Genomic DNA, 24,069 nt, shown 5'->3' with positions numbered 1-24,069 from the left:
GTGCCGCACCCTCCATGTCTTCTTCCCGTTTCTACGTGCTGATCCCCTGTGCCGGTTCCGGCCACCGCGCCGGCGGCGCGCAGCCCAAGCAGTACCGGCGCCTGGCGGGCCAGTCGATGGTGGCCCACACGGTGGACGCGTTCCGCGCGCTGGCCGGGCGTTTCGCGGGCGTGGCCGTGGTGGTGTCGCCCGACGACCGCGAGGTGCAGACGGCGCTGCCGCGCTTCCCGGTGACCGGCGAATACCTGCTGCGCGTGGGCGGCCTGACGCGCGCCGCCTCGGTGCGCAATGGCCTGGCGGCGCTGCGCCAGAAGGGCGCCGGGCCGCACGACTGGGTGCTGGTGCACGACGCGGCGCGCTGCCTGGTCACGTCCAGCCAGATCGAGGCGCTGATCGCCGCCTGCGAGCACGATGCCGTCGGCGGCCTGCTGGCGCAGCGGCTGGCCGACACGCTGAAGGTCTCGTCGACCGACAGCCGCGCGACCCAGACCCTGCCGCGCGCCGACAAGTGGCTGGCCCAGACGCCGCAGATGTTCCGCATCGGCATGCTGCTCGACGCGCTGGAGCGCGTGGGCGACGTGGTGACCGACGAGGCCAGCGCCATCGAGACCCTCGGTCTGGCGCCGCTGCTGGTGCCCGGCAGCGCGCAGAACTTCAAGGTCACCTTCCCCGAAGATTTCGCACTGGCCGAGGCGGTGCTGCTCGGCCGCAAGAAGGCCATGGCATGACGACGACACCGTTCAACATCCGCATTGGCGAAGGCTGGGACGTTCACCAGCTGGTGGCGGGGCGCAAGCTCATCCTGGGCGGCATCGAAGTGCCGCACACCACCGGCCTGCTCGGGCATTCGGACGCCGACGTGCTGCTGCACGCCATCACCGACGCGCTGCTCGGCGGTGCCGGGCTGGGCGACATCGGCCGGCATTTTCCCGACACCGACGCCCAGTTCCGCGGTGCCGATTCGGCCGTGCTGCTGGCCGAGGCGGCGCGCCGCGTGCGCGCGGCGGGCTGGGAGATCGGCAACGTCGACAGCACCGTGATCGCGCAGGCGCCCAAGCTGGCGCCGCACATCCCGGCCATGTGCCAGCGCATTGCCGACACGCTGGGTATTGCGCTCGATCAGGTCAATGTGAAAGCCAAGACGGCCGAGAAGCTCGGCCCGGTGGGCGAGGGGCGGGCGATGGAAGCCCGCGCCGCGGTGCTGCTGCACCGCTGACGCGCGTCCTCAGGCGACCTGCTTCTTGCCCGGCACCTCGCCGGGCTTGCTGCTGCCCGCCGGCATTGCGCGCGGCATCCGGATGTGGGCCGCGAGGCCCCGGCCCGGCGTGCTGGTGAGCGCGAAGGTGCCGCCCATGCGCTCGATGTTCTTCGCCACGATCGACAGCCCCAAGCCGGCACCGGCCGCCGAGGTGCGTGCCGCGTCGCCGCGGAAGAAGGGCTTGGTCAGCTGCACGAGCAGGGCGGGCTCGACGCCCGCGCCGTGGTCGCGCACCTTGATCAGCACCGCGTCGTTGTTGGCCTGCGCCTGGATCGTGACGTCGGCCACGCCGGTCGACGGCGTCTTGCCGTAGCGCCGCGCGTTCTCGACCAGGTTGGAGATCACGCGCGTGAGCTCCACCTCGTCGCCCATCACCTTCAGGTCGGCGGGCACGTCGACGTGGATGTTCATCTCTTCGTAGTCCTGCACGGCGTAGGTGCAGGCGTCGATCACGTCGCGCAGCAGCACGGGGCGCTGGTCGACGTGGTCGGGACGGGCGTAGTCGAGGAACTTGTCGATGATCGCGTCGAGCTGCGCGATGTCGGCGGCCATGTGGTCGCGCGCGTCTTCGTCGGCCACGCTCATCTCGGTCTCGAGCCGCAGCCGCGCCAGCGGCGTGCGCAGGTCGTGCGAGATGCCGGCCAGCATGATGGCGCGGTCCTGCTCGATCTTGGCGAGCTGGTCGGCCATGCGGTTGAAGCCGATGTTCACCGCGCGGATCTCGTTGGTGCGGGCGCGCTCGTCGAGCCGGTGCGCCTCGTACTCGCCCTCGCGCACCTGCAAGGTGGCGCGCGACAGCTGCTTGAGCGGCAGGTTGATGAGCCGCGTGATCAGCGCTGCGCCGGCGAGCGACAGCGCCATCGCCGTGCTGAGCCAGACCAGCCAGGTGCGCCCGCCCACGCGGCTGAAGCGCGTGGGGTCGAGCAGCAGCCAGTAGGTGTCGCTCTCGATGGTGAAGCCGATCCACAGGCCCGGCTCGTCGTTCACACGGCTGGCCACGGTGGTGCCTTCGCCGAGTTGGGCGATCAGCTCTTCGGTGACACGCTCGTCGAGCGCGCCGCTGGTGTAGGGCTGGAAGCGGTCGTTGGGTTCGCGCGGCAAGATGCGCACGCCTTCCTGGTCGGCCAGCGTCTTGATCAGCGAGACCCGCGTGATCGCGTCCGAGTACACCAGCGCCGCGCGTGTGAGGTTCACGAGCGAGGCGATCTGGTGTCCGGTCTGGATCGCGCGCGGCTCGTATTCGAGCGAGCGGAAGGTCTGCAGCCACGCGACCGTGCAGCCGATCAGCAGCAGTGCAAGCAGGAAGAAGGTGCGCCAGAAAAGGCTGAAACCCAGCTTGAGGCCGGGGCGGCGGTCACGTTGCGCGCTCGCTTCGAGCGGGCTCGGCATCGTGACCTGCGCACCGTCCTCCTGGGCCGGGTCAGGTCGGGCGGAATGGAGGCCGATGGCCACCTCTCAGCGGGTCGTCAGGCCGTGCCGTCCGGCACGAACACGTAGCCCACGCCCCAGACGGTCTGGATGTAGCGCGGTGCCGCGGCGTCGGACTCGACCAGCTTGCGCAGGCGCGAGATCTGCACGTCCAGGCTGCGGTCGAAGGGTTCGAATTCGCGGCCGCGGGCCAGCTGGGCCAGCTTTTCGCGCGACAGCGGCTGGCGCGGGTGGCGCACCAGCGCCTTCAGCATCGCGAACTCGCCGGTGGTCAGCGAGAGTTCTTCGCCGTCCTTCTTCAGGGTGCGCGAGCCGAGGTCGAAGGCGAACGGGCCGAAAGTGACGGTCTCGTTCTCGGTGGAGGGGGCGCCCGGCGCCTCGAGCGGCGGACGGCGGCGCAGCACGGCGTGCACGCGGGCCAGCAGTTCGCGCGGGTTGAAGGGCTTGCCCAGGTAGTCGTCGGCGCCGACTTCGAGACCGACGATGCGGTCCACGTCTTCACCCTTGGCGGTGAGCATGATGATCGGCGTGCGGTCGTTGGCGGCACGCAGGCGGCGGCACACGGAGAGGCCGTCTTCGCCGGGCATCATCAGGTCGAGCACGATCAGGTCGACCGTGTCGCGCAACAGGATGCGGTTGAGCGCCTTGCCGTCCTCGGCCACGATCACTTCGAATCCTTCCTGCGTCAGGTAGCGGCGCAGGAGGTCGCGGATGCGGGCGTCGTCGTCGACGATCACGATCTTGTCGGTGCGAGCGGGAACTTGAGTCATTTCTACAACGTTGAATTTGTAACAGCGCCGATTCTGAAGGCGTTAGCACCCCATTGCTGCCGAATTCCGTAGTGGTTGACACTAAGTTACACAACTTGCGGCCGCTCGCCGTCTGGTCATCCGGGCTTTGCCCGGCGGTGGCACAGTCCGTGCTGCCTTATGACGATTGCGCGATGAGACCTTCTTTTTCTGCCTTGCCTCTGCTTTTTTTCGCATGCGCCTGTGGTGCGACGTCCGTCGCTTCCGAAGGGTTTTTGCGGGTCAGTGAAGGGCGCCGCAGCGAAGTGCGCGATGCCGTGGCCGCGCACCGGGCGGCCCAGCGGGAAGAGCAGCGCCGCGGCGAAGCGCTGGCGGGGCGCCGTCTCACGGCGGGCGAACTCTTCGAGCTGAGGCAGCAGGTCCGGGGGCAGTGGGTGCCTGCGGGAACGGGTGTTCTCCTGAATTCGGCAGAATCACAGCCTGCCGAGCGCATCGTGCCGGTACCGCAGCCCGTCGCCAGTCCGCAAACCGCGCCGCGCAGCCTGCGCCACTGAAGAAGAAGGCGCGGGCGAGGGCTTTTCCTCGCATCCACCAGGGAGAAATCCGTCTTGAAGACTGTTCAATTGATCGCGGCCTGCGCCGCGCTGACCTTTGCCGGGGCCGCCTTGGCCCAGAATGCCGTCATGCCTGCTCCACAAAACGTGCTCCAGCTGTCGGCCTCCGGCACCGTCGAAGTTCAGCAAGACCTGCTGAGCATGACCCTCGTCACCACGCGCGACGCCGCCGAGGCGGGCACCGTGCAGACCCAGCTCAAGACGGCGCTGGACGCCGCGCTGGCCGAGGCCAAGAAGAATGCGCAGCCGGGCCAGCTCGACGTGCGCACCGGCAACTTCAGCCTTTCGCCGCGCTACACCAAGGACGGCAAGATCAACGGCTGGCAAGGTTCGACCGAGCTCGTGCTCGAAGGCCGCGATTTCGCGCGCATCACCCAGACGGCCGGGCGCATCAGCACGCTCAGCGTGGGCAACGTCGGTTTCGGCCTGAGCCGCGAGCAGCGCGCCAAGACCGAGACCGAGGCGCAGAACATCGCCATCGACAACTTCAAGCAGAAGGCCGGCGAGCTGGCCAAGGGCTTCGGCTTCGGCGGCTACACGCTGCGCGAGGTGTCGGTGAACGCGAACGACAGCGGCCCGATCCGCCCGCGCGTGATGGCCATGCAGGCCAAGTCGTTCTCGGCCGCCGATTCGGCGGTGCCGGTGGAAGCGGGCAAGACCAGCGTGGTCGTGAACGTCTCCGGCTCGGTGCAGCTCAAGTAAGAAGACAAAGAGCGCGGCGCCGGCGGTCGAGTGCCGCCGGCGTTTTTTTCGTTGTCTCTGTCTATTTACTGAGCCGTCCAGCCGCCATCCATGGCCCAGGCGACGCCCCGCACCTGATCGGCGGCGGGAGAGCTCAGGAAGACGGCCAGCCCGCCCAGCTGCTCGACCGTCGTGAATTGCAGCGAGGGCTGCTTTTCTCCCAGCAATTCGTTCTGCGCCTGGAGGGCCGAGATGCCTTCGCGGGCCGCGCGGTCGTCGATCTGCTTTTGCACCAGCGCCGTGAGCACCCAGCCCGGGCTGATCGCGTTGCAGGTGACGCCGGTGGTGGCGGTTTCGAGCGCCACCGACTTGGTCAGGCCGACGATGCCGTGCTTGGCCGCGACATAGGCCGACTTTTGCGCCGAGGCCACGAGCCCGTGCGCCGACGCCACGTTGATGATGCGGCCCCAGTTGGCCTCGCGCATCGCGGGGATCGCCAGGCGCGTCGTGTGGAAGGCGCTCGTGAGGTTGATGGCGAGGATCGCGTCCCAACGTTCGGTCGGGAAGTCCTCGACCTTGGCCACGTGCTGGATGCCGGCGTTGTTGACGAGGATGTCGACGCGGCCGAACTTCGACGCCGCGAACTTCATCATGTCCTCGATCTGGTCGGGCTTGCTCATGTCGGCCCCGTGGTACTCGGCGCGCACGCCGAGCGCCTCGATCTGGGCCTTGGGAGTGTCGGCGTCGCCGAAGCCGTTGAGCACGATGTGTGCGCCCTGTTGGGCCAACGCCTTGGCGATGGCGAAGCCAATGCCACTGGTGGACCCCGTGACAAGCGCGGTTTTGCCTTTGAGCATGAAGATCAATCTCCGGATGAATTAGGATGCAACGAGACCATTATCCGCACCCGAACCCCTCCGTTTCCATGACAGAACCGACCCTTCACGACGTGGCCTGCAACGACGCCCAGGGCGGTCACCGCATGGCCTATTGGCAATGGGGCGACGCGCACAGCGCACATGTCGTGATCTGCGTGCACGGGCTGACCCGGCAGGGGCGCGATTTCGACGTGCTCGCGCAGGCCATCGTGGCACGCGCGGGCGGCGATGTGCGCGTGGTCTGTCCCGACGTGGTCGGGCGCGGCCGCAGCGACTGGCTGCGCGACCCCGCTTTCTATCAAGTGCCTGTGTATGCCGCAGACATGGTGGCGCTGATCGCGCAGCTGCACGGCGAGCATCCCATCGACACGCTCGACTACGTCGGCACCAGCATGGGCGGGCTGATCGGCTTCGTGCTGGCCGGCCACAAGGAGCTGCCGCTGCCACGGCCCATTCGCCGTTTCGTCGCGAACGATGTCGGCCCCACGGTCGAGCCCGCTGCCATCCAGCGCATCGGCGCGTATGTGGGCAAGAGCGGCCAGTTTTCGAGCGTGCAGGCCGCGGCCGACGCGATGTGGGCCCTGTCGACCACGTTCGGGCCGCACACGCCCGAGCAGTGGCGCGCACTGTCGCAGCACATGGTGGTGCCGGCGTCCGAACGCAGCGCCGACGGTGCCGCCAAGACCGCCTGTGCCGGCCCGGTGGGCGAGGGCGCCTGGGTGCTGCACTACGACCCGGCCATCGGCGTGCCGCTGCGCGCCATCACGCCCGAGATCGCGGCGCAGGGCGGGGCGGTGATGTGGAGCCTGTACGACGCCATCGAGGCGCGCGCGCTGCTCACGCGCGGCGCGGTGTCCGACCTGCTGTCGCCCGAGACGGCGGCCGCGATGACGCAGCGCGGCCCGCGTGCCACGCTCGTCGAGTTCGAGGGCGTGGGGCACGCGCCGACTTTCGTCGATCCCGCACAGGTCGCCGTCGTCACGAATTTCCTGTTCGATTGAGGGCATCGTGAAGCGAGAGTCTGCGAACCTTCAGACGGCACCCCTGTCCGACGGCGTCATGGTCGATTACCCGCTGTCGGCCGCCACGGCCGACCGCTCGCCGGTCATGGAGAACATGCTGGCGCGCGCCCGCGCGTTCGCCGAGCCGCTGATCGCCGACGAAAAGCTCGACACCGGCGAGAACACGCTGGCGCACGCCGATGCGGTGGCCGCCATCGTTGCGAAGATGGGCGGCTCCGAGGCGATGCAGGCCGCGAGCTACCTCGTGTATTCCTGCCAGCACCTGAACCGCCCGCAGGAAGTGATCGCCAAGGTTTTTGGCGACAACTTCGCGGCGCTCGCGGTCGAGACCACCAAGCTCGTGCGCGTGCAGGAGCAGGCGCGCACGGCCTCGCAAGGGCACCACGCCGAAGGCGCCGGTGCGCAGACCGAGAACGTGCGCAAGATGCTGCTCGCGTTCTCGCGCGACTTGCGCGTGGTCATGCTGCGACTGGCCTCGCGCCTGCAGACGCTGCGTCACGCGGCGGCCAGCAAGCAGCCCGCGCCCGAGAGCGTGGCGCGCGAGTCGCTGCAGGTGTTTGCGCCGCTCGCGAACCGGCTGGGTATCTGGCAGGTGAAGTGGGAGATCGAAGACCTCTCGTTCCGCTTTCTCGAGCCCGAGACCTACAAGCTGATTGCCCGGCTGCTCGACGAGAAGCGCATCGAACGCGAAGGCCACGTCGAGCAGTTGCGCTCGCAGCTGGAGCACGAACTGCAGGCCGAGGGCGTCAAGGCCACGGTACAGGGGCGCCCGAAGAACATCTACAGCATCGTCAAGAAGATGCGTGGCAAGTCGCTCGACTTCGAGCAGGTCTTCGACATCCTCGCGCTGCGCGTGGTGGTGCAGGACGTGAAGGACTGCTATGCCGCGCTGGCCTGGGTGCACTCGCACTTCCAGCCCATCGACGAAGAGTTCGACGACTACATCGCGCGGCCCAAGCCCAATGGCTACCAGTCGCTGCACACGGTGGTGCGCGAGATCGTCGACGGCAAGGTGGGCAAGCCGATCGAGATCCAGATCCGCACCGAGGAAATGCACGACCACGCCGAACATGGCGTGGCGGCGCACTGGGCCTACAAGGAGGCGGGCCACAAGGGCTACGCCGGTGTCTGGGCGAGCGGCGAGTACGACGCCAAGATTGCCGTGCTGCGCCAGCTGTTGGCCTGGGAGCGCGACCTGTCGGGCGGGCTGCAGGGGCAGGGCCTGTTCGACGATCGCATCTATGTGCTCACGCCCGATGCCGCCATCGTCGAGTTGCCGCAGGGCGCGACGCCGGTCGACTTCGCCTACACGGTGCACACGACGCTGGGGCATCGTTGCCGCGGTGCGCGTGTCGATGGCGCGATGGTGCCGCTCAACACGCCGCTGTCGAACGGGCAGACGGTCGAGATCATGGCGGCCAAGGAAGGCGGGCCGTCGCGCGATTGGCTGAATGCGGAGCTGGGTTATCTCGCGAGCCACCGCGCACGCGCCAAGGTGCGCGCCTGGTTCAACGCACAGATCACGCACGAGACCGTGGCGCGTGGACGCGAAGCCGTCGAGAAGCTGCTGCAGCGCGAAGGCAAGACGGCCATGCGGCTCGAAGACCTGGCTTCGCAGCTTGGCTTCAAGTCGGCGGACCATCTGTTCGAGGTGGTCGGCAAGGACGAGTTCTCGCTGCGCAACATCGAGACGCTGCTGCGTCCGCCCGAGCCGGCGCTGAACCCTGACGACGGCGTGCAGATCAAGAAGGCGCGCGGCAGCGAGAAGTCGGGCAAGGGCGGCGTGCTCGTGGTGGGCGTGTCGTCGCTGATGACGCAGCTCGCCAAGTGCTGCAAGCCGGCGCCGCCGGATGCGATCCGCGGCTTCGTCACGCGCGGCCATGGCGTCAGCGTGCATCGCGCGGATTGCAGCAACTTCCGCACGATGGCCGCGAAGGACGGCGAACGCGTGATCGATGTCGAATGGGGCCTGCCGAAGAAGGGCGCCGATGCGCCGGTCTATGCAGTGGATGTGGCTGTGGAGGCAGCCGACCGCCAGGGCTTGCTGCGCGATATTTCCGATGTGTTCGCACGCGAGAAGATGAACGTGATCGGCGTGCAGACGCAGTCGATCAAGGGCACGGCGTGGATGACTTTCACTGTGGAAATCGCCGATGCCGCGCGTTTGACGCAGGTGTTGAGTGTGGTGACTGCAGTGACTGGTGTGCGATCTGCACGTCGGCGCTGAAAAGGGCCATTTCTCCTGCTATACTCGATGCTTCTCTTAGGCGCGTAGCTCAGTTGGTTAGAGCACCACCTTGACATGGTGGGGGTCGTTGGTTCGAATCCAATCGCGCCTACCAAATTCAAACACGGGTTGCAGCGATTTCGCTGCAACCCGTTCGTCGTTTGGACGACGTGTTTGTCTCTGGATCAGCCCGATCGTCCCGAGTGATCGGCACAAGCGAAAACCCCTTTCATGGGCGGCCCTTCGCGCGGTGCAGGCAAGGTGCCTGAGCCATGTGGTTGTGCTACCTTGAGCGGTCTGCCAACCTTCTCGAATTTCCTTGATAAGCGATCTGATGAATACGCGATCAACGTCTGTTGATCGGGCGCACGCCGACCACCGCGTGGCCGCATTGCTCAAGCAGGCCCCTCTTGAATTCGCGCGCGCGGTCTACGGCATCAATGACCTTGCCGCCGGCCGCGCCGACACCATGGCCGCACGCGAAGTGGCGCGTGCACAACGACAGGGCATGCCGGTGACCGAGGAGCGCGCCGAGCAGCGTGCACGTGCCTATCTTCCGACGGCGGGGCAGGAGCATTGCCCCCGGTGCTGGGTGGTCTACGGGCAGAAGATCCCGCTGCGATTCAGGTTGTCGACCCCGGAGCGTCCCGAAACTGCAGCGTGTCATGCGTGCGGTGCCGAGTACGCGACGGCGCCGGACGCCTGAAGAAGAATCACGGTCAGGGTAAACCTTGTCGCGATGCAGCAAAACCGCTCCCTAGAATCATCCGATGACATGGGCGTCCATGTGAAGGAGTCTGTAGTGCAGAGCAAGAAGTCCGGGGTGAAGCCGGTCCAGCGTGTGATCAAGAAGTACCCCAACCGACGGCTCTACGACACGGAGACATCCACGTACATCACGCTGACCGAGGTCAAGCAGCTGGTCATCAAGAACGCGCAGTTCGTGGTGCGCGATGCCAAGACCGGCGACGATCTCACGCGCAGCATCCTGCTGCAGATCATTCTGGAAGAAGAGGCCGGTGGCGCACCGATGTTCACCGAGCAGGTGCTGGCCAACATCATCCGTTTCTACGGCCAGGCCATGCAGGGCTACATGGGCCCGTACCTCGAGAAGAACATCCAGGCGATGACCGAGATGCAGGCCCAGCTCGCCGAAAAGGCCGAAGGCCTGACGCCCGAGATGTGGTCGCGTTTCATGACCATGCAGTCGCCGATGATCCAGGGGCTGATGGGCAACTACGTCGAGCAATCGAAGAACGTCTTCCTGCAGATGCAGGAGCAGATGCAGAAAAACACCGAGCAGGTGCTGGGCGCCTTTGGCATCAAGCGCCCCTGAGCGCCGCGCGGCGGCCCCGCCCGAATGGGGTGACTGCCCGATGAATGCCCCGCTGTCACCGATAGCTGGGACAATAGAGGCCTATGAGCGAAGTTGCCTCCCCTGAACGTACCGTCACGCCGACCGCCCCCAAGGTCGGCTTCGTCAGCCTTGGTTGTCCCAAGGCCTTGACCGATTCCGAATTGATCCTGACCCGGCTGAGTGCCGAGGGGTATCAAACCGCCAAGACTTTCGAGGGCGCCGACCTCGTGATCGTCAACACCTGCGGCTTCATCGACGATGCCGTGAAGGAAAGTCTGGACACCATCGGCGAAGCCCTCGCCGAGAACGGCCGCGTGATCGTCACCGGCTGCCTGGGCGCCAAGACCGGCGACCAGGGTGGCAACCTTGTGCGCCAGATGCACCCCAGCGTGCTGGCGGTCACCGGCCCGCATGCCACGCAGGAGGTGATGGATGCGGTGCACGCCAACCTGCCGAAGCCGCACGATCCGTTCATCGACCTCGTGCCGAACACCTTCGGGGTGGCCGGCCTCAAGCTGACGCCGCGGCACTATGCCTACCTGAAGATCAGCGAAGGCTGCAACCACCGTTGCACCTTCTGCATCATTCCCTCGATGCGCGGCGACCTGGTCTCGCGTCCGGTGGGCGATGTGCTCAGCGAAGCCAAGGCCCTGTTCGAGGGCGGCGTGAAGGAGCTGCTGGTGATCAGCCAGGACACCTCGGCCTACGGCGTCGACGTGAAGTACCGCACCGGCTTCTGGGATGGCAAGCCGGTCAAGACCCGCATGCTCGAACTCGTGCGCACGCTGGGCGAAATCGCCGAGCCGTATGGCGCCTGGGTGCGCCTGCACTACGTGTACCCCTATCCGAGCGTCGACGAAATCATTCCATTGATGGCGAGCGGCCTGGTGCTGCCGTACCTCGACGTGCCGCTGCAACACAGCCACCCCGACGTGCTCAAGCGCATGAAGCGGCCGGCCAGCGGCGAGAAGAACCTGGAGCGGATCGCGCGCTGGCGCGAGGTCTGCCCCGAACTCGTGATCCGCAGCACCTTCATCGCCGGTTTCCCGGGCGAGACGGAGCAGGAGTTCGAGCACCTGCTCGACTTCATCCGCGAAGCCGAGATCGATCGTGCCGGCTGCTTTGCCTACAGCCCGGTCGAAGGCGCTACCGCCAACGACATTCCGGGCATGCTGCCCGAGGCAGAGCGCGAGGCGCGCCGCGCCCGCTTCATGGAAGTGGCCGAGGCCGTGTCGATCGCCAAGCTGCAAAAGCGCATCGGCTCGACCATGCAGGTGCTGGTCGATTCAGCGCCGGCGCTGGGCCGCAAGGGTGGGGTGGGGCGTACGTACGCCGATGCACCGGAGATCGACGGCACCGTTCGCCTCCTGCCGCCCGAGAAGATCAGCAAGACGATGAAGGTCGGCGAGTTCACGCGTGCACGCATCGTGGGCGCCGAAGGTCACGACCTGATCGCGTTGCCCGTTTGATGCACCTGATTCAAACGGCCAAGAAAAAAGCCACCGGAGGCCGGTGGCTTTTGTCAGAAGACCTGGTAAGGGTCTGTTCAATCTTGGTGCCCAGAAGAGGACTCGAACCTCCACGATGTTACTCGCTAGTACCTGAAACTAGTGCGTCTACCAATTCCGCCATCTGGGCTAATTTTGCTTCTCAGCAAAGACTACGATTATATACACAAATTTGGCGCGCTCTTTTGAGCGTGTCGAAATTTCAACTTCTGCGCGACATCGCTCGTGCGGCGGATGTCCTGCCGAAGGCGGGTGGGTGCGATCGTGCGTGCATGGCCGGCATCAAGGGGCGTGATCTGACGATCGCGTCGCCCGTTTGATGCAGTTTCGAGCGGCCATGAAAAAAGCCACCGGAGACCGGTGGCTTCAATCGGATGACCTGGTAAAGGTCTGTTTAAACTTGGTGCCCAGAAGAGGACTCGAACCTCCACGATGTTACTCGCTAGTACCTGAAACTAGTGCGTCTACCAATTCCGCCATCTGGGCCCACATGACTGCAGAAGCAGCCACGTTTTGAATTTCAGGAAAGAAGGAGATCATATCAAAAATAATGTCACTTCCAGCAGCTTGTTGGATGAAATCGAAGGAACTGTTCAAGGACATCGCGACGGGCACGGCTTCGTGCAGCGCGACGACGGCGAGGCAGACATCTACCTGCCGCCGAACGAGATGCGCGCGGTGCTGCACAAGGATCGCGTCAAGGCGCGCATCGTGCGACAGGACCGCCGCGGCCGCCCCGAGGGGCGCGTGGTCGAGATCGTCGAGCGACCCGAGCAGCCGATCATCGGCCGCTTGCTGCACGAAGGCGGGATCTGGCTCGTTGCACCGGAAGACAAGCGCTACGGCCAGGACGTCCTGATCCCGAAGGGCGCCACCGGCCCCGCCAAGGTCGGCCAGGTCGTGGTCGTCCAGCTCACCGAGCCGCCGGCCTTGTTCGGTCAGCCCGTGGGCCGCGTGAGAGAAGTGCTGGGCGAGATCGACGACCCCGGCATGGAAATCGAGATCGCCGTGCGCAAGTACGGCGTGCCGCATGAGTTTTCCGCGGAGTGCCTGGCGCAGGCCAAGGCGCTGCCCGAGAAGGTGCGCCCTGCCGATAAGAAGGGCCGCATCGACCTCACCGACGTGCCGCTCGTCACCATCGACGGCGAAGACGCCCGCGACTTCGACGACGCCGTGTACTGCGAGCCCGCCAAGGTGGGCCGCGGCAAGGGCTGGCGCCTGCTGGTGGCCATCGCGGACGTCAGCGCCTATGTGCAGACCGGCTCCGCCATCGACATCGATGCGTACGACCGCGCCACCAGCGTCTACTTCCCGCGCCGCGTGATTCCGATGCTGCCCGAGAAGCTGTCGAACGGCCTGTGCTCGCTCAACCCCGAGGTCGAGCGCCTGTGCATGGTGTGCGACATGCTGGTTGCCGCCGACGGCGAGATCTACGCCTACCAGTTCTATCCGGCCGTGATGTTCAGTCACGCGCGCTTCACGTACACCGAAGTCGCCGCCATCCTCGGCAACACGCGCGGCCCCGAAGCCGCCAAGCGCAAGGACCGCGTCAAGGACCTGCTGAACCTCGCCGACGTCTACAAGGCCCTGCTCAAGCAGCGCGGCAAGCGCGGCGCGGTCGACTTCGAAACCACCGAGACGCAGATCATCTGCGACGACGCCGGCCGCATCGAGAAGATCGTGCCGCGCACACGCAACGAGGCGCACCGCCTGATCGAGGAGGCGATGCTCGCTGCCAACGTCTGCAGCGCCGATTTCATCGCTGAGGGCAAGCACCCGGGCCTGTTCCGCGTGCACGAAGGCCCGACGCCCGAGAAGAAGGAAATCCTGCGCGGCTACCTGAAGGCCATGGGCGTCGGCCTGAGCATCACCGACGAGCCGCGTCCCGGCGAGTTCCAGGCGATCGCCGAAGCCACCAAGGAGCGCCCCGACGCGCAGCAGATCCACACCATGCTGCTGCGCTCGATGCAGCAGGCGATCTACACGCCGATCAACAGCGGTCACTTCGGCCTGGCCTACGAGGCCTACACGCACTTCACGAGCCCGATCCGTCGCTATCCCGACCTGCTGGTGCACCGCGTGATCAAGGCGATCCTCGGCAAGACGCGCTACCAGTTGCCGATGCTGCCCACGCCCGGCGAGGCACATGCCAAGCTGGCCAAGCGGCTCGCTTCACGCGTCAAGGCGCCGACCAACAAGCCGCAGAAGGCGACCGTCGCGCCCAGCAAGGAAGTGCTGGCCTGGGAAGCCGCCGGCCTGCATTGCAGCGCCAACGAGCGCCGCGCCGACGAAGCCAGCCGCGACGTCGAGGCCTGGCTCAAGTGCAAATACATGCGCGAGCACCTCGGCGAGGAATACGGCGGCGTGGTCACGGCGGCCACCACCTTCGGCATCTTCGTCACGCTCGATGCGATGTATGTCGAGGGCCTGGTCCACATCACCGAGCTCGGCGGCGAGTACTTCAAGTTCGACGAGATGCGCCAGGAACTGCGCGGCGAGCGCACCGGCATCCGCTACGCCATCGGCACGCGGGTGCGGGTGCAGGTGAGCCGCGTCGACCTCGATGGCCGCAAGATCGACTTCCGCCTCGTGCGCGAAGGCGAAGACCTGACCTCGCGCGCCATGAAGGACAAGGGCGGCGCGCCGGTGAAGGCGTCGGCCAAGCGCAGTTCCCGCCACAAGGCGGAGGCCGGTGGCGAGTCGCGTTCGGAGCACGGTGGCGGCGGCGCTGCCGCGGTGCCCGCCGGCCCGCAATCGGCCATGCAGGCCTTCAAGTCGGCGGTGAAGAAAGCCGCCAACAAGATGCAGGGCAAGGGGCGCAAGCCCCGCCGCGGATGAGACGCGCCGTGCACACTACCGGTTTGCTTACCGTGTGTATGGATCAGTTGAAAAGGAGACTTGGAGCATGAGCGTGGAAAACAACAAGGGCCGCATCGCGATCGTCACGGGCGCGGGGTCGGGCATCGGCCGCGCGGCCGCGCTGGCCCTGCTGGCGGACGGTTGGAGCGTGGCCCTTGCGGGGCGCCGCCTCGAGCCGCTGGAGCAGGTGGCGGAAGAATCGGGCGCGGGTGCGCGTGCCTTCGCGGTGCCGACCGACGTGGCCAATGCCGACTCGGTGCAGGCGCTGTTCGGCGCCACGGTCGAACGCTTCGGGCGCGTCGACCTGCTGTTCAACAACGCCGGCGTGGGCAACCCGCCGGGACCGTTCGAGGACTGGACGCCCGAGCAGTGGAAGGGCGTGGTGGACATCAACCTCACCGGCATGTTCTTCTGCATCCAGCAGGCCTTCCGCACGATGAAGGCGCAGACGCCCCGGGGCGGCCGCATCATCAACAACGGGTCGATCTCGGCGACCACGCCGCGGCCGAATTCCGCGGCCTACACCTCGACCAAGCACGCGGTCGAAGGGCTGACCAAGACCGCCTCGCTCGACGGCCGCAAGTACGACATCGCGGTGGGGCAGGTGGACGTGGGCAATGCCATGACCGAGCTGGCCGCGCGCATGGCCACCGGCGTGCCGCAGGCCAACGGCGAGCTCGCGATCGAGCCGCTGATCGACGTCAAGATCGTCGGCCAGTCGGTGCTCTACATGGCGAACCTGCCGCTGGAAGCCAACGTGCTCTTCCACACCATCATGGCCACGAAGATGCCCTTCGTCGGGCGCGGCTGAGCCCTGCGCTCAGTCGGGCGCGCGGCGGGCCAGCGAGCCTGCCGTGAGCGGGGCCGCATCGGCCGGCCACAGGTCGGCGATGCGGCCGTGCTGCCAGACGGCTTCGCACGCCGCCTCGAATGCGGGGCGGCGCATCGCGAGCGCCGCGCCGATCATGCCGGCGAGCACGTCGCCGGTGCCTGCGGTGGCGAGGCGGGCATTGCCGGTCGGGTTGATGACCGGCGGCTCGTCGCTCGCGTTGGCAATCACTGTTCCAGACCCCTTGAGCACTGTCACCGCGCCGAAGCGCGAGGCCAACGCGCGGGCCGCGGCCAGGCGGTTGGCTTGCACGCCACCCGTCGTGTCGCAGAGCAGGCGCGCGGCTTCCAATGGATGCGGCGTGATCACGGTGGGAGCGCCGGCCTGGCCTCGCGCGATCAGTTGCGCCTGAAGTGACGGATCGGCGGCGATGGCGTTGAGCGCGTCGGCGTCGAGCACCAGCGCGGCGGCCGTCGACAGCACGCGCGGCAGCAGTTCGCGCACGGCATCTCCGCCCCCGCAGCCGCATACGACCGTCATGCCGGTGAGGTCCAGCGCGTGGGCGTCGCGCAGCATCAGCTCCGGCTGCGAGGTGTCGACGGGCGCTGCGCGGGGATCGAGCAATCCGACGAACACGCGTCCCGCGCCCGCATGCAGCGCGGCCGAGCCGGCCAGCAAGGCGGCGCCGGCCATGCCCGAGGCGCCGCCGATCACGGCGACATCGCCGTAGCTGCCCTTGTGCGAGGCGTGGGTGCGCGGTTGGATATCGGGCGCGCCTGCGAGGCGGGCTGTCGGTCGCTCCTGGATGAAAGGGCTGCAGCCCAGGTCGTCGAACCACACCGTGCCGGCCGCGTCGCGGCCTTGCGCCGTGAACAGGCCGGGTTTCAGCGTGAGGAAGGTGAGGGTGGTGCGGGCCGATGCCGATGCTTGATCTGCGCTGAAGGCCAGTGTGCCGGTGTCGGCATCGAGGCCCGAGGGCACGTCGAGGCTGAGCACCGGTGGTGCGCCCGTGTGCATCCGCGCAAGCCATTCGGCCATTGCGCCCGACGGCGGGCGGGTCGATCCGATGCCGAGCAACGCATCCATCGCCAGCTCGAAGCTCAATGGCGGCTCCGAAGCGAAGGTGACGCCCGCATCGCGCGCACGCTGCAGCGACGCCTTGGCATCCGCTGGCAGCCGGCCTTCATCGCCCACGAAGGTGACGACCGGAAAGAAGCCGCGATGCCGCAGTTGCGCCGCGGCTTCGAAGCCGTCGCCGCCGTTGTTCCCGGGGCCGCAGGCGATCCAGATCGTTCGCGCGCGCGGCGCGAGCGCCATCGCGAGCCGTGCCGCAGCGAGGCCGGCGCGCTGCATCAGCGTGTGGCGGGGCAGGGCGGAGGCGGCTGTCTGCTCGATGCGGCGCGTGGCGGCGATGTCGAACAGATCGGCGGCGCTGGCGGACGTGATGCGATGCATCGAGCCATTGTGCCGCCGACGCTGCGCCTCCTATCATCGACCGATGATGCTCAAGACCTTCGGCTGGTTGCTGGTTCTGCTGCTGGCGTGCCTGGCCGGGTTCGTTGGCACGGCCGCAGCGATGATCGCCGGCGCGGCCTGGGCGGTCGGCCTGCTGATCGTGGTGTGGGGGCTGTTCCTGCTGGCCGAGCTGTTGCGCCGGGTGCCGCTGCGCGACGTCGCCTGGGCCCTGGGCGTGGGCTATGGCATCGGCGTAATCCGGTGGCTCGACGTGCCGGTCGAGGCGGGGTCTGGCACGCAGTGGCTGATGATGGGCTTGGACCTGCTGGTGCTGGTGTTCTTCGGGCTGATCGCGCCGGCGATCCTGGGGTTGATCGCCCAACGCTGGGCGCCCCGGCCCGAACTGCCGATGGAAAAACCGGCTACCCCCGAGCAACTGCGCCGCTGGGGTCCTAAAGACTGAGCCGCTCGATCCCCAGGCCTTCGAGGTCGATGCCGGGGTCTTGCCCTGAGATCAGGTCGCCGAGCACGCGCGCGCTGCCGCACGACAGCGCCCAGCCGCTCGAGCCGTGGCCCAGGTTGAGCCACACGCCGGGAATGCCGCTGGCACCCAGCACCGGCGGGCCATCGGGCAGCATCGGCCGGGCGCCCTTCCATTGCTGGATGCCCGACTGCAGCGTGGCTGCGCCCGGAAACCAGTCGTGCAGCACCTTGTAGAGCGTCTGGATCGCGGCCGGGCTCATGGCGTCGGGCGAGCCGCCGATCTCGGCGCTGCCGGCCACGCGCACGCGCTGGCCCAGGCGGGAGATGGCGACCTTGTAGCGTTCGTCCATCACCGCGCTGCGCGGTGCGTTGAGCGGCTCGCGCACCGGGGCGCTGACCGAGTGACCGTAGACCGGCGCCAGCGGAATGCGCAGCCCCAGCGGACGCAGCAGCGCGGCGGACGACAGGCCGGCGCAGACCACGATGGCGTCGAACTGCAGCGCGTCCGAGCCGCTGGCCAGCGTCAGCGAGGTGGGCGCGGCGCGGCTCAGCGGCGCAATGTCGCAGTTGAAATGGAATTGCGCGCCCAAAGCCTCCGCTTCCCACTTGAGCAGCAGCGCGAACTGGCGGCAGTTCGCGACCTCGTCTTCCGGCAGGTGGATGGCGCCTGCCAGCGGGGTGTCGGGGTTGAGCGCGGGCTCGATCAGGCGGGCCTCGTCGGCATCGATCTCGCGGAATACGCTGCCGGCCGAGCGCAGCACCTCCAGCCCGGGCTGCACCAGTTTTTTCTCGCGCTTGGATCGCAGCAGCACCAGGTAGCCGTCGCTGCGTTCGTAGCTCAGCTCGCGCGCTTCGGTCACTGCGTGCAGCCGGGTGCGGCTGTAGAAAGCCAGCCGCTGCATGCGGGCGCGGTTGGCCAGGTAGGTCTCGAGCTTGCAGGCCTTCTGCCAGCGCGACATCCAGCCGAGGTCGCGCGAACTCAGCGGCCAGCGCAGCTTGATGGCGCCGTGCGAAGACAGCAGCGAGCGCAGCACCTTGCCGCGCATGCCCGGTGCGGCCCACGGCGTGACATAACCCGGCGCGACCACGCCGGCGTTGGCAAAGCTGGCCTCTTCGGCGGCGGCGCCGCGGCGCTCGAACACGCTCACTTCATGGCCGTCGGAAACCAGTTCCCAGGCGGTGGTGACGCCGACGATGCCGGCGCCCACGATCGCGATTTTCATTGAAATTTTCTAGATAAAAGAAGCGGCTGACGCCCGTGAGGTGGGCGGTGACAGCGGTTATTTCTGTAGCGTGCGTTCGGCCTGGAACGCCACCGCGAGCACGGCGTCGTCGTGCATCGCGCCGTGCCACAGCATCAGGCCGACCGGCAGTTCGCCGGCGACGTGGCAGGGCAGCGAAATGGCGCAGCCGTCGAGCATGTTGACGATCGACGGGTTGCGCAGCAGCAGCGCGTTGACGCGGAAGAATTCGTCGTCGCGCTCGGCGCCCGGTGCCACGCTGGCGAAGGACGGCGCCGTGATCGGCACGGTCGGCGACACCACGGCGTCGAACGGTGCCAGCGCTTTCTCGACACGGGCGATCCAGTCGCGGCGGGCGCGGACCAGGTCGATGTACTCGTGCGCCTTCATGCCCGCGCCGCGCAGGATGCGCTGCGCCACGCGCGGGTCGTAGCCGGCGCCGCTGCGTTCCAGCAGCAGCCGGTGCCAGGCGTACGACTCGGCCGCCGAGAAGCCGCCGGTGGCGTTGATGCTCTGCAGGTCGGCCAGCTCGGGCAATTCGATTTCCTGGATGCGGGCACCCGTGGCGCGCAGGGTGGCCAGGGTGCGCTCGAAAGCCGTGGCCACGGCGGGCTCGAGGTCGTCGAGGAAGACGTTCTTCACGACGGCCAGCCGGTAGGCCGACAACGGCGCCGAGCCGGGCGTCACCTGCCGCGCCGAGAGGATCTCGTGCGCGGTGACGGCGTCGCGCACCGAGCGGGTCATGGCGCAGACGGTGTCGAGCGTGGTCGACAGCGGCAGCGCGCCGTCGGCCGGCGTGAGGCGGGCGGTGTTCTTGAAGCCGACGATGCCATTCAGCGCCGCCGGGATGCGGATCGAGCCGCCGGTGTCGGAGCCCAGGCCGATGAAGGCTGCGCCGCTCGCCACCGAAATCGCCGCGCCGGACGACGAGCCGCCCGGAATGCGTGGCTTGGCGGTGTCGCTCACGTTGGCGGGTGTTCCGTGGTGCGGGTTGACGCCGACGCCGGAAAAGGCGAACTCCGTCATGTTGGTGCGCCCGGTCAGCACGCCGCCGGCGGCGCGCAGCCGGGCCACGGCGAGCGAATCGGCCGGGGCGGCCGGTGCGTGCGAGAGCACCGCCGAGCCGGCGGGTGTCGGCTGGCCGGCGACGTCGAACAGGTCCTTGCTGGTGAAGGCCAGTCCGGCCAGCCGGCTTTCGGGCGCCGATGCGGCGGCGGCCGCGCGGGCCTCGTCGAACATCGTGCGGGTGAAAACGTGGGCGCAGGCCGGGGATTCGGAGAGGGCGATGGCGCGCTCCATTTCGGTGCGCGCATCGGAACCGCCAGCCAGAAGGGTGAGACGGGTGGCGTGAAGGTCGTTCATGGCGTCGAGGGTACCTTGGAACGGCTCGGTTCGAGGGAGGAGGGGGTGGCCGCCGTGCTATACTCTTTGGGTTTCGCTGGTTATGCGACAGTTCTGTCGCCGCCAGTCAAGCACATCCGCAAACCGGCCCAATCAAGGTGTTGCGACCCCGTCGAAGGGGCGCAAAACGGGCTGGATTTTAGACCCAACCTTTGGAGTAAATTCAATGTCGACCACCATGCGCGAAATGCTGGAAGCCGGTGTCCACTTCGGTCACCAAACCCGCTTCTGGAACCCCAAGATGGCTCCGTTCATCTTCGGTCACCGCAACAAGATTCACATCATCAACCTGGAAAAGTCGCTCCCGATGTTCCAGGACGCGATGAAGTACGCCAAGCAACTCACGGCCAACCGCGGCACGATCCTGATGGTCGGCACGAAGCGCCAGGCCCGTGAAATCGTCGCTGCAGAAGCTCGCCGCGCCGGCGTGCCTTTCGTCGACACCCGCTGGCTCGGCGGCATGCTGACCAACTTCAAGACCGTCAAGACCTCGATCAAGCGTCTGAAGGACATGAAGGCCCAGCAAGAAGCCGGCCTCGACAGCCTGAGCAAGAAAGAGCAGCTCACGTTCTCGCGCGAAATCGCGAAGCTCGAGAAGGACATCGGCGGCATCCAGGACATGGCTGCGCTGCCCGACGCCATCTTCGTGATCGACGTGGGCTTCCACAAGATCGCCGTGGCCGAAGCCAAGAAGCTCGGCATCCCGCTGATCGGTGTGGTCGACTCCAACCACTCGCCCGAAGGCATCGACTACGTGATCCCCGGCAACGACGACTCGTCGAAGGCCGTCACGCTGTACGCCCGTGGCATCGCCGACGCCATCATCGAAGGCCGCAACAGCGCCGGTGGTGACGTGGTCAAGGCCGTTGCCGAAGGCAGCGGCGACGAATTCGTCGAAGTCGAAGAAGGCGCTTCGGCCTGATAGGCGCGTTCGCGAGCCTGAAGAAGGGGCTTTGGTGCCCCTTTTTTTTAACCTGATTTTTGGATTTACGGAGATACACAAATGGCTGCAATCACCGCAAGCATGGTCGGCGAACTGCGCGCGAAGACCGATGCGCCCATGATGGAATGCAAGAAGGCCCTGACGGAGGCCGACGGCAACATGGAAAAGGCCGAAGAGCTGCTGCGCATCAAGCTCGGCAACAAGGCTGGCAAGGCATCGGGCCGCATCACCGCTGAAGGCGTGGTCACGGCTTTCGTCGACGGCGCTGCCGGCGGCATGATCGAAATCAACTGCGAAACCGACTTCGTCACCAAGAACGACAGCTTCCTGGCCATGGCCAACGCTGCCGCGATGCTGGTCGCCAAGAACAACCCCGCCGACATCGCCGCACTGGGCGCGCTGGCTTACGAGCAGGACGGCTTCGGCCCCACGCTCGAAGACGTGCGCAAGGGCCTGATCGGCAAGATCGGCGAGAACATGAGCTTCCGCCGCTTCAAGCACTTCACGGGCAACGGCAAGCTGGCTTCGTACCTGCACGGCACGCGCATCGGCGTGATGGTCGAGTTCGAAGGTGACGACACCTCGGCCAAGGACGTCGCGATGCACATCGCCGCCATGAAGCCGGTCGCCATCCAGGCATCGGACGTGCCCGCCGACCTGATCGAAAAAGAACGCGCTGTGGCCGCCGGCAAGGCGGAAGAAGACCGCAAGACGGCCGAAGCCGAAGGCAAGAAGCCGCAGCCGGCCGACATCGTTGCCAAGCGCATCGAAGGCGGCGTGCAGAAGTACCTCAAGGAAGTCTCGCTGCACAACCAGCCGTTCGTGAAGAACGACAAGCAGACCGTCGAGCAGATGCTCAAGGCCGCCGACACCACGATCAAGGGCTTCACTCTGTACGTGGTCGGCGAAGGCATCGAGAAGAAGGTCGACGACTTCGCTGCCGAAGTCGCTGCCCAGGTCGCTGCTGCCAAGGCTGCCGCCTGATCCGGCAGGCCTCCAAGCGGCGGTGCGCGACAGCGTGCCGCCGCTTTTTCACCGCCACGTTTTACACTCGCCCCCGCCAACCCTCTAAGGAAAATGCCCATGTCTGATGCCCGCCCAGCCCACAAGCGAATCTTGTTGAAGCTGTCGGGTGAGGCATTGATGGGCGATGACGCCTTCGGCATCAACCGCGCCACCATCGTGCGCATGGTCGAAGAAGTGGCCGAGGTCGTGAACATGGGCGTCCAGGTGGCGGTCGTGATCGGCGGCGGCAACATCTTCCGCGGCGTCGCGGGAGGCTCCGTCGGCATGGACCGCGCCACGGCCGACTACATGGGCATGCTGGCCACCGTCATGAACTCGCTGGCCCTGGCCGACGCGATGAACAAGCAGGGCCTCGTGGCCCGCGTGATGTCCGCCATCGCCATCGAGCAGGTGGTCGAGCCCTATGTGCGCCCCAAGGCCCTGCAGTACCTCGAAGAGGGCAAGGTCGTGGTGTTCGCGGCCGGTACCGGCAACCCCTTCTTCACGACCGACACGGCCGCCGCGCTGCGCGGTGCCGAGATCGGCGCCGAGCTGGTGCTCAAGGCGACCAAGGTGGACGGCGTCTACACCGCCGATCCCAAGACCCACCCCGAAGCCACGCGCTACGCCTCGCTCACCTTCGACGAGGCGATTGCGCAGAATCTCGGCATCATGGACGCCACGGCCTTCGCGCTGTGCCGCGACCAGAAGCTGCCGATCAAGGTGTTCTCGATCTTCAAGAACGGCGCCCTCAAGCGCGTCGTGATGGGCGAGGACGAGGGCACGCTGGTGCATGCCTAGGAGTAATTGAGATGACCATTGCAGACATTCGCAGTGCGACCGACGCGAAGATGAACCAGTCGCTCGCCGCCTTCCAGAACAACCTCACCAAGATCCGCACGGGCCGCGCCAACTCGGCGCTGCTCGACTCGATCCATGTCGAGTACTACGGCTCGCAGGTGCCGCTGAGCCAGGTGGCGAACGTGTCGGTGCTCGACTCGCGCACCATCAGCGTCCAGCCCTGGGAAAAGGGCATGGGCGCCAAGATCGAGAAGGCCATCCGCGAAAGCGACCTGGGCCTGAACCCCGCGTCGATGGGCGACCTGATCCGCGTGCCGCTGCCCGCCATGAGCGAAGAGCGCCGCAAGGAAATGACCAAGCTGGTCCGCAACGAAGGCGAGAGCGCCAAGATCGCGACGCGCAACCTGCGCCGCGACGCGAACGAAGCGGTCAAGAAGCTCGTGAAGGACAAGCTGGCCTCGGAAGACGACCAGAAGCGCGCCGAGACCGAGATCCAGAAGGTCACCGACAAGCACATCGCGGAAATCGACCGTCTGGTCGCCGCGAAAGAAGCGGAGATCATGGCCGTTTGAGGCTCCGCATGGCCTCCTCGCCGCAGACGACGCCCCCTCCGCACCACGTTGCCATCGTCATGGATGGCAATGGCCGGTGGGCCACCAAGCGCTTCCTGCCTCGCGTGGCGGGGCACAAGCAGGGCGTGGAGTCGCTGCGGCGCTGCGTCAAGGCCTGCGCCGACCGTGGCGTGGGCGTGCTCACCGTGTTCGCGTTCTCCTCGGAGAACTGGAACCGTCCCCCTGAAGAAGTCTCCGGCCTGATGCAGCTGATGGTCGGGGCACTCGCACGCGAAGTGCCGCGGCTCAACGCCGATGGCGTGCGGCTGCATTTCGTGGGTGAACGCGCCGGCCTGTCCGACAAGATGGTGGCCGGCCTGGTATCGGCCGAGCAGACCACGGCCCACAACACGCGTCTGATTCTCAACATCTGCTTCAATTACGGCGGGCGCTGGGACATCGCTCGCGCCGCGGCCAAGCTCGCCGAGCAGGGCCTGCCCATGACCGAGATGAACCTTGATCGCGCCATGGCGCTGGCCCACGTGCCCGACCCCGACCTGTTCATCCGCACGGGCGGCGAGCAGCGGCTGTCGAATTTCCTGCTTTGGCAGAGTGCCTACGCCGAGCTGTTCTTCAGCGACAAGCTGTGGCCCGAGTTCGACGAGGCTGCGCTGGACGAGGCCATTGCCGCGTTCCAGGGCCGCGAGCGTCGCTTCGGCCAGACCTCGGCGCAGGTCTCGGCTTCCGCGGCCTGACAACGGCCCGACACCACCTTCCGC

Annotated in this window: 23 protein-coding genes and 3 tRNA genes; 18 read left to right on the top strand and 8 right to left on the bottom strand. The window is 67.0% G+C overall.

Annotated elements, in window-relative coordinates:
- Positions 1–14: 14 nt before the first annotated feature.
- Together ispD and ispF are read left to right on the top strand one after the other, a co-directional pair.
- Positions 15–728 carry a 2-C-methyl-D-erythritol 4-phosphate cytidylyltransferase gene (gene ispD, locus AC07OX_RS19775; RefSeq protein ID WP_495261623.1) on the top strand — a complete coding sequence of 238 codons (714 nt, stop codon included), beginning with the start codon at positions 15–17 and terminating at the stop codon, positions 726–728.
- Complete coding sequence (gene ispF / locus AC07OX_RS19770) at positions 725–1,216, top strand: 2-C-methyl-D-erythritol 2,4-cyclodiphosphate synthase (protein WP_070060518.1); 492 nt, start codon at positions 725–727, stop codon at positions 1,214–1,216. The genes ispD and ispF overlap by 4 nt, the downstream gene beginning before the upstream one ends.
- 9 nt (positions 1,217–1,225) lie before the next feature.
- On the opposite strand, the gene AC07OX_RS19765 is transcribed toward ispF, so the two are convergent.
- Together AC07OX_RS19765 and ompR are read right to left on the bottom strand one after the other, a co-directional pair.
- Entirely contained in the window at positions 1,226–2,647 is a 1,422-nt protein-coding gene (locus tag AC07OX_RS19765) for a sensor histidine kinase family protein (RefSeq protein ID WP_062480711.1), read from the bottom strand.
- A 77-nt stretch (positions 2,648–2,724) separates the two neighbouring features.
- On the bottom strand, positions 2,725–3,456 hold the full coding sequence (gene ompR, locus AC07OX_RS19760; RefSeq protein WP_007837017.1) for an osmolarity response regulator transcription factor OmpR: 732 nt from the start codon (positions 3,454–3,456) through the stop codon (positions 2,725–2,727).
- Between the two features lie 95 nt (positions 3,457–3,551).
- Here ompR and AC07OX_RS19755 point away from each other — a divergent pair, with 95 nt between their 5' ends.
- Positions 3,552–3,989, top strand: a complete 438-nt coding sequence (locus tag AC07OX_RS19755; RefSeq protein WP_223301309.1) for a hypothetical protein — start codon at positions 3,552–3,554, stop codon at positions 3,987–3,989.
- Between the two features lie 54 nt (positions 3,990–4,043).
- Complete coding sequence (locus AC07OX_RS19750; protein ID WP_062480709.1) at positions 4,044–4,751, top strand: SIMPL domain-containing protein; 708 nt, start codon at positions 4,044–4,046, stop codon at positions 4,749–4,751.
- Positions 4,752–4,816: 65 nt separating this feature from the next.
- On the opposite strand, the gene AC07OX_RS19745 is transcribed toward AC07OX_RS19750, so the two are convergent.
- On the bottom strand, positions 4,817–5,587 hold the full coding sequence (locus AC07OX_RS19745) for a 3-hydroxybutyrate dehydrogenase (RefSeq protein WP_095947875.1): 771 nt from the start codon (positions 5,585–5,587) through the stop codon (positions 4,817–4,819).
- 68 nt (positions 5,588–5,655) lie between these two features.
- On the opposite strand from AC07OX_RS19745, the gene AC07OX_RS19740 reads away from it, so the two are divergent.
- The 6 genes from AC07OX_RS19740 to rimO all read left to right on the top strand — a co-directional run bounded on the left by AC07OX_RS19740 (position 5,656) and on the right by rimO (position 11,683).
- On the top strand, positions 5,656–6,609 hold the full coding sequence (locus AC07OX_RS19740; protein WP_495261622.1) for an alpha/beta fold hydrolase: 954 nt from the start codon (positions 5,656–5,658) through the stop codon (positions 6,607–6,609).
- Between the two features lie 58 nt (positions 6,610–6,667).
- Positions 6,668–8,857 (top strand): RelA/SpoT family protein, encoded by a 2,190-nt coding sequence (locus AC07OX_RS19735; RefSeq protein WP_495261621.1) that lies wholly within the window; start codon positions 6,668–6,670, stop codon positions 8,855–8,857.
- Between the two features lie 38 nt (positions 8,858–8,895).
- Positions 8,896–8,972, top strand: a tRNA-Val gene (locus tag AC07OX_RS19730).
- A gap of 267 nt (positions 8,973–9,239) precedes the next feature.
- A complete protein-coding gene (locus tag AC07OX_RS19725; protein ID WP_223301311.1) occupies positions 9,240–9,563 on the top strand; it encodes a hypothetical protein in 324 nt (107 codons plus the stop codon).
- A 69-nt stretch (positions 9,564–9,632) separates the two neighbouring features.
- Positions 9,633–10,193 carry a polyhydroxyalkanoate synthesis repressor PhaR gene (gene phaR / locus AC07OX_RS19720; protein WP_062480702.1) on the top strand — a complete coding sequence of 187 codons (561 nt, stop codon included), beginning with the start codon at positions 9,633–9,635 and terminating at the stop codon, positions 10,191–10,193.
- A gap of 83 nt (positions 10,194–10,276) precedes the next feature.
- A complete protein-coding gene (gene rimO, locus AC07OX_RS19715) occupies positions 10,277–11,683 on the top strand; it encodes a 30S ribosomal protein S12 methylthiotransferase RimO (RefSeq protein ID WP_495261620.1) in 1,407 nt (468 codons plus the stop codon).
- A gap of 84 nt (positions 11,684–11,767) precedes the next feature.
- Here rimO and AC07OX_RS19710 read toward each other — a convergent pair.
- Positions 11,768–11,852 (bottom strand) — tRNA-Leu (locus AC07OX_RS19710).
- Between the two features lie 271 nt (positions 11,853–12,123).
- Positions 12,124–12,208: transfer RNA gene (locus AC07OX_RS19705), tRNA-Leu, on the bottom strand.
- 81 nt (positions 12,209–12,289) lie between these two features.
- Between AC07OX_RS19705 and rnr the strand changes: the two genes are divergently transcribed.
- Positions 12,290–14,560: a ribonuclease R gene (gene rnr, locus AC07OX_RS19700; protein WP_070060522.1), complete on the top strand. Its 2,271-nt coding sequence runs from the start codon at positions 12,290–12,292 to the stop codon at positions 14,558–14,560.
- A 67-nt stretch (positions 14,561–14,627) separates the two neighbouring features.
- Positions 14,628–15,392, top strand: a complete 765-nt coding sequence (locus AC07OX_RS19695) for an SDR family oxidoreductase (RefSeq protein ID WP_062471631.1) — start codon at positions 14,628–14,630, stop codon at positions 15,390–15,392.
- 9 nt (positions 15,393–15,401) lie between these two features.
- Here AC07OX_RS19695 and AC07OX_RS19690 read toward each other — a convergent pair whose 3' ends face one another.
- Complete coding sequence (locus AC07OX_RS19690) at positions 15,402–16,865, bottom strand: NAD(P)H-hydrate dehydratase (protein WP_495261619.1); 1,464 nt, start codon at positions 16,863–16,865, stop codon at positions 15,402–15,404.
- A 43-nt stretch (positions 16,866–16,908) separates the two neighbouring features.
- On the opposite strand from AC07OX_RS19690, the gene AC07OX_RS19685 reads away from it, so the two are divergent.
- Positions 16,909–17,328 (top strand): hypothetical protein, encoded by a 420-nt coding sequence (locus AC07OX_RS19685; RefSeq protein WP_495261618.1) that lies wholly within the window; start codon positions 16,909–16,911, stop codon positions 17,326–17,328.
- Here the strand turns inward: AC07OX_RS19685 and AC07OX_RS19680 are convergent.
- Together AC07OX_RS19680 and AC07OX_RS19675 are read right to left on the bottom strand one after the other, a co-directional pair.
- Positions 17,318–18,571 (bottom strand): D-amino acid dehydrogenase, encoded by a 1,254-nt coding sequence (locus AC07OX_RS19680; protein WP_495261617.1) that lies wholly within the window; start codon positions 18,569–18,571, stop codon positions 17,318–17,320. The two genes, AC07OX_RS19685 and AC07OX_RS19680, sit on opposite strands and share 11 nt — an antisense overlap.
- Before the next feature lie 57 nt (positions 18,572–18,628).
- Positions 18,629–19,951, bottom strand: a complete 1,323-nt coding sequence (locus AC07OX_RS19675) for an amidase (RefSeq protein ID WP_495261616.1) — start codon at positions 19,949–19,951, stop codon at positions 18,629–18,631.
- Between the two features lie 205 nt (positions 19,952–20,156).
- Between AC07OX_RS19675 and rpsB the strand changes: the two genes are divergently transcribed.
- From rpsB to uppS, 5 genes are all read left to right on the top strand, one after another.
- Positions 20,157–20,912: a 30S ribosomal protein S2 gene (rpsB, locus tag AC07OX_RS19670; protein WP_062471618.1), complete on the top strand. Its 756-nt coding sequence runs from the start codon at positions 20,157–20,159 to the stop codon at positions 20,910–20,912.
- Positions 20,913–20,993: 81 nt separating this feature from the next.
- Positions 20,994–21,917, top strand: a complete 924-nt coding sequence (gene tsf / locus AC07OX_RS19665) for a translation elongation factor Ts (RefSeq protein WP_369632686.1) — start codon at positions 20,994–20,996, stop codon at positions 21,915–21,917.
- A gap of 99 nt (positions 21,918–22,016) precedes the next feature.
- Entirely contained in the window at positions 22,017–22,739 is a 723-nt protein-coding gene (pyrH, locus tag AC07OX_RS19660) for a UMP kinase (protein WP_095947731.1), read from the top strand.
- Between the two features lie 11 nt (positions 22,740–22,750).
- Complete coding sequence (frr, locus tag AC07OX_RS19655) at positions 22,751–23,311, top strand: ribosome recycling factor (RefSeq protein WP_119551364.1); 561 nt, start codon at positions 22,751–22,753, stop codon at positions 23,309–23,311.
- Between the two features lie 8 nt (positions 23,312–23,319).
- A complete protein-coding gene (gene uppS, locus AC07OX_RS19650; RefSeq protein ID WP_062471606.1) occupies positions 23,320–24,045 on the top strand; it encodes a polyprenyl diphosphate synthase in 726 nt (241 codons plus the stop codon).
- Positions 24,046–24,069 lie beyond the last annotated feature (24 nt).

The organism is Variovorax sp. GW821-FHT09D07 (assembly GCF_059416345.1).
This window is presented reverse-complemented; position numbering and strand designations above follow the sequence as displayed.

Coding starts and splice junctions, on each gene's coding strand:
- ispD (WP_495261623.1), top strand. CDS start 15: ATGTCTTCTTCCCGTTTCTACGTGCTGATCCCCTGTGCCGGTTCCGGC.
- ispF (WP_070060518.1), top strand. CDS start 725: ATGACGACGACACCGTTCAACATCCGCATTGGCGAAGGCTGGGACGTT.
- AC07OX_RS19765 (WP_062480711.1), bottom strand. CDS start 2,647: ATGCCGAGCCCGCTCGAAGCGAGCGCGCAACGTGACCGCCGCCCCGGC.
- ompR (WP_007837017.1), bottom strand. CDS start 3,456: ATGACTCAAGTTCCCGCTCGCACCGACAAGATCGTGATCGTCGACGAC.
- AC07OX_RS19745 (WP_095947875.1), bottom strand. CDS start 5,587: ATGCTCAAAGGCAAAACCGCGCTTGTCACGGGGTCCACCAGTGGCATT.
- AC07OX_RS19740 (WP_495261622.1), top strand. CDS start 5,656: ATGACAGAACCGACCCTTCACGACGTGGCCTGCAACGACGCCCAGGGC.
- AC07OX_RS19735 (WP_495261621.1), top strand. CDS start 6,668: ATGGTCGATTACCCGCTGTCGGCCGCCACGGCCGACCGCTCGCCGGTC.
- phaR (WP_062480702.1), top strand. CDS start 9,633: ATGGGCGTCCATGTGAAGGAGTCTGTAGTGCAGAGCAAGAAGTCCGGG.
- rimO (WP_495261620.1), top strand. CDS start 10,277: ATGAGCGAAGTTGCCTCCCCTGAACGTACCGTCACGCCGACCGCCCCC.
- AC07OX_RS19695 (WP_062471631.1), top strand. CDS start 14,628: ATGAGCGTGGAAAACAACAAGGGCCGCATCGCGATCGTCACGGGCGCG.
- AC07OX_RS19690 (WP_495261619.1), bottom strand. CDS start 16,865: ATGCATCGCATCACGTCCGCCAGCGCCGCCGATCTGTTCGACATCGCC.
- AC07OX_RS19685 (WP_495261618.1), top strand. CDS start 16,909: ATGATGCTCAAGACCTTCGGCTGGTTGCTGGTTCTGCTGCTGGCGTGC.
- AC07OX_RS19680 (WP_495261617.1), bottom strand. CDS start 18,571: ATGAAAATCGCGATCGTGGGCGCCGGCATCGTCGGCGTCACCACCGCC.
- AC07OX_RS19675 (WP_495261616.1), bottom strand. CDS start 19,951: ATGAACGACCTTCACGCCACCCGTCTCACCCTTCTGGCTGGCGGTTCC.
- rpsB (WP_062471618.1), top strand. CDS start 20,157: ATGTCGACCACCATGCGCGAAATGCTGGAAGCCGGTGTCCACTTCGGT.
- tsf (WP_369632686.1), top strand. CDS start 20,994: ATGGCTGCAATCACCGCAAGCATGGTCGGCGAACTGCGCGCGAAGACC.
- pyrH (WP_095947731.1), top strand. CDS start 22,017: ATGTCTGATGCCCGCCCAGCCCACAAGCGAATCTTGTTGAAGCTGTCG.
- frr (WP_119551364.1), top strand. CDS start 22,751: ATGACCATTGCAGACATTCGCAGTGCGACCGACGCGAAGATGAACCAG.
- uppS (WP_062471606.1), top strand. CDS start 23,320: ATGGCCTCCTCGCCGCAGACGACGCCCCCTCCGCACCACGTTGCCATC.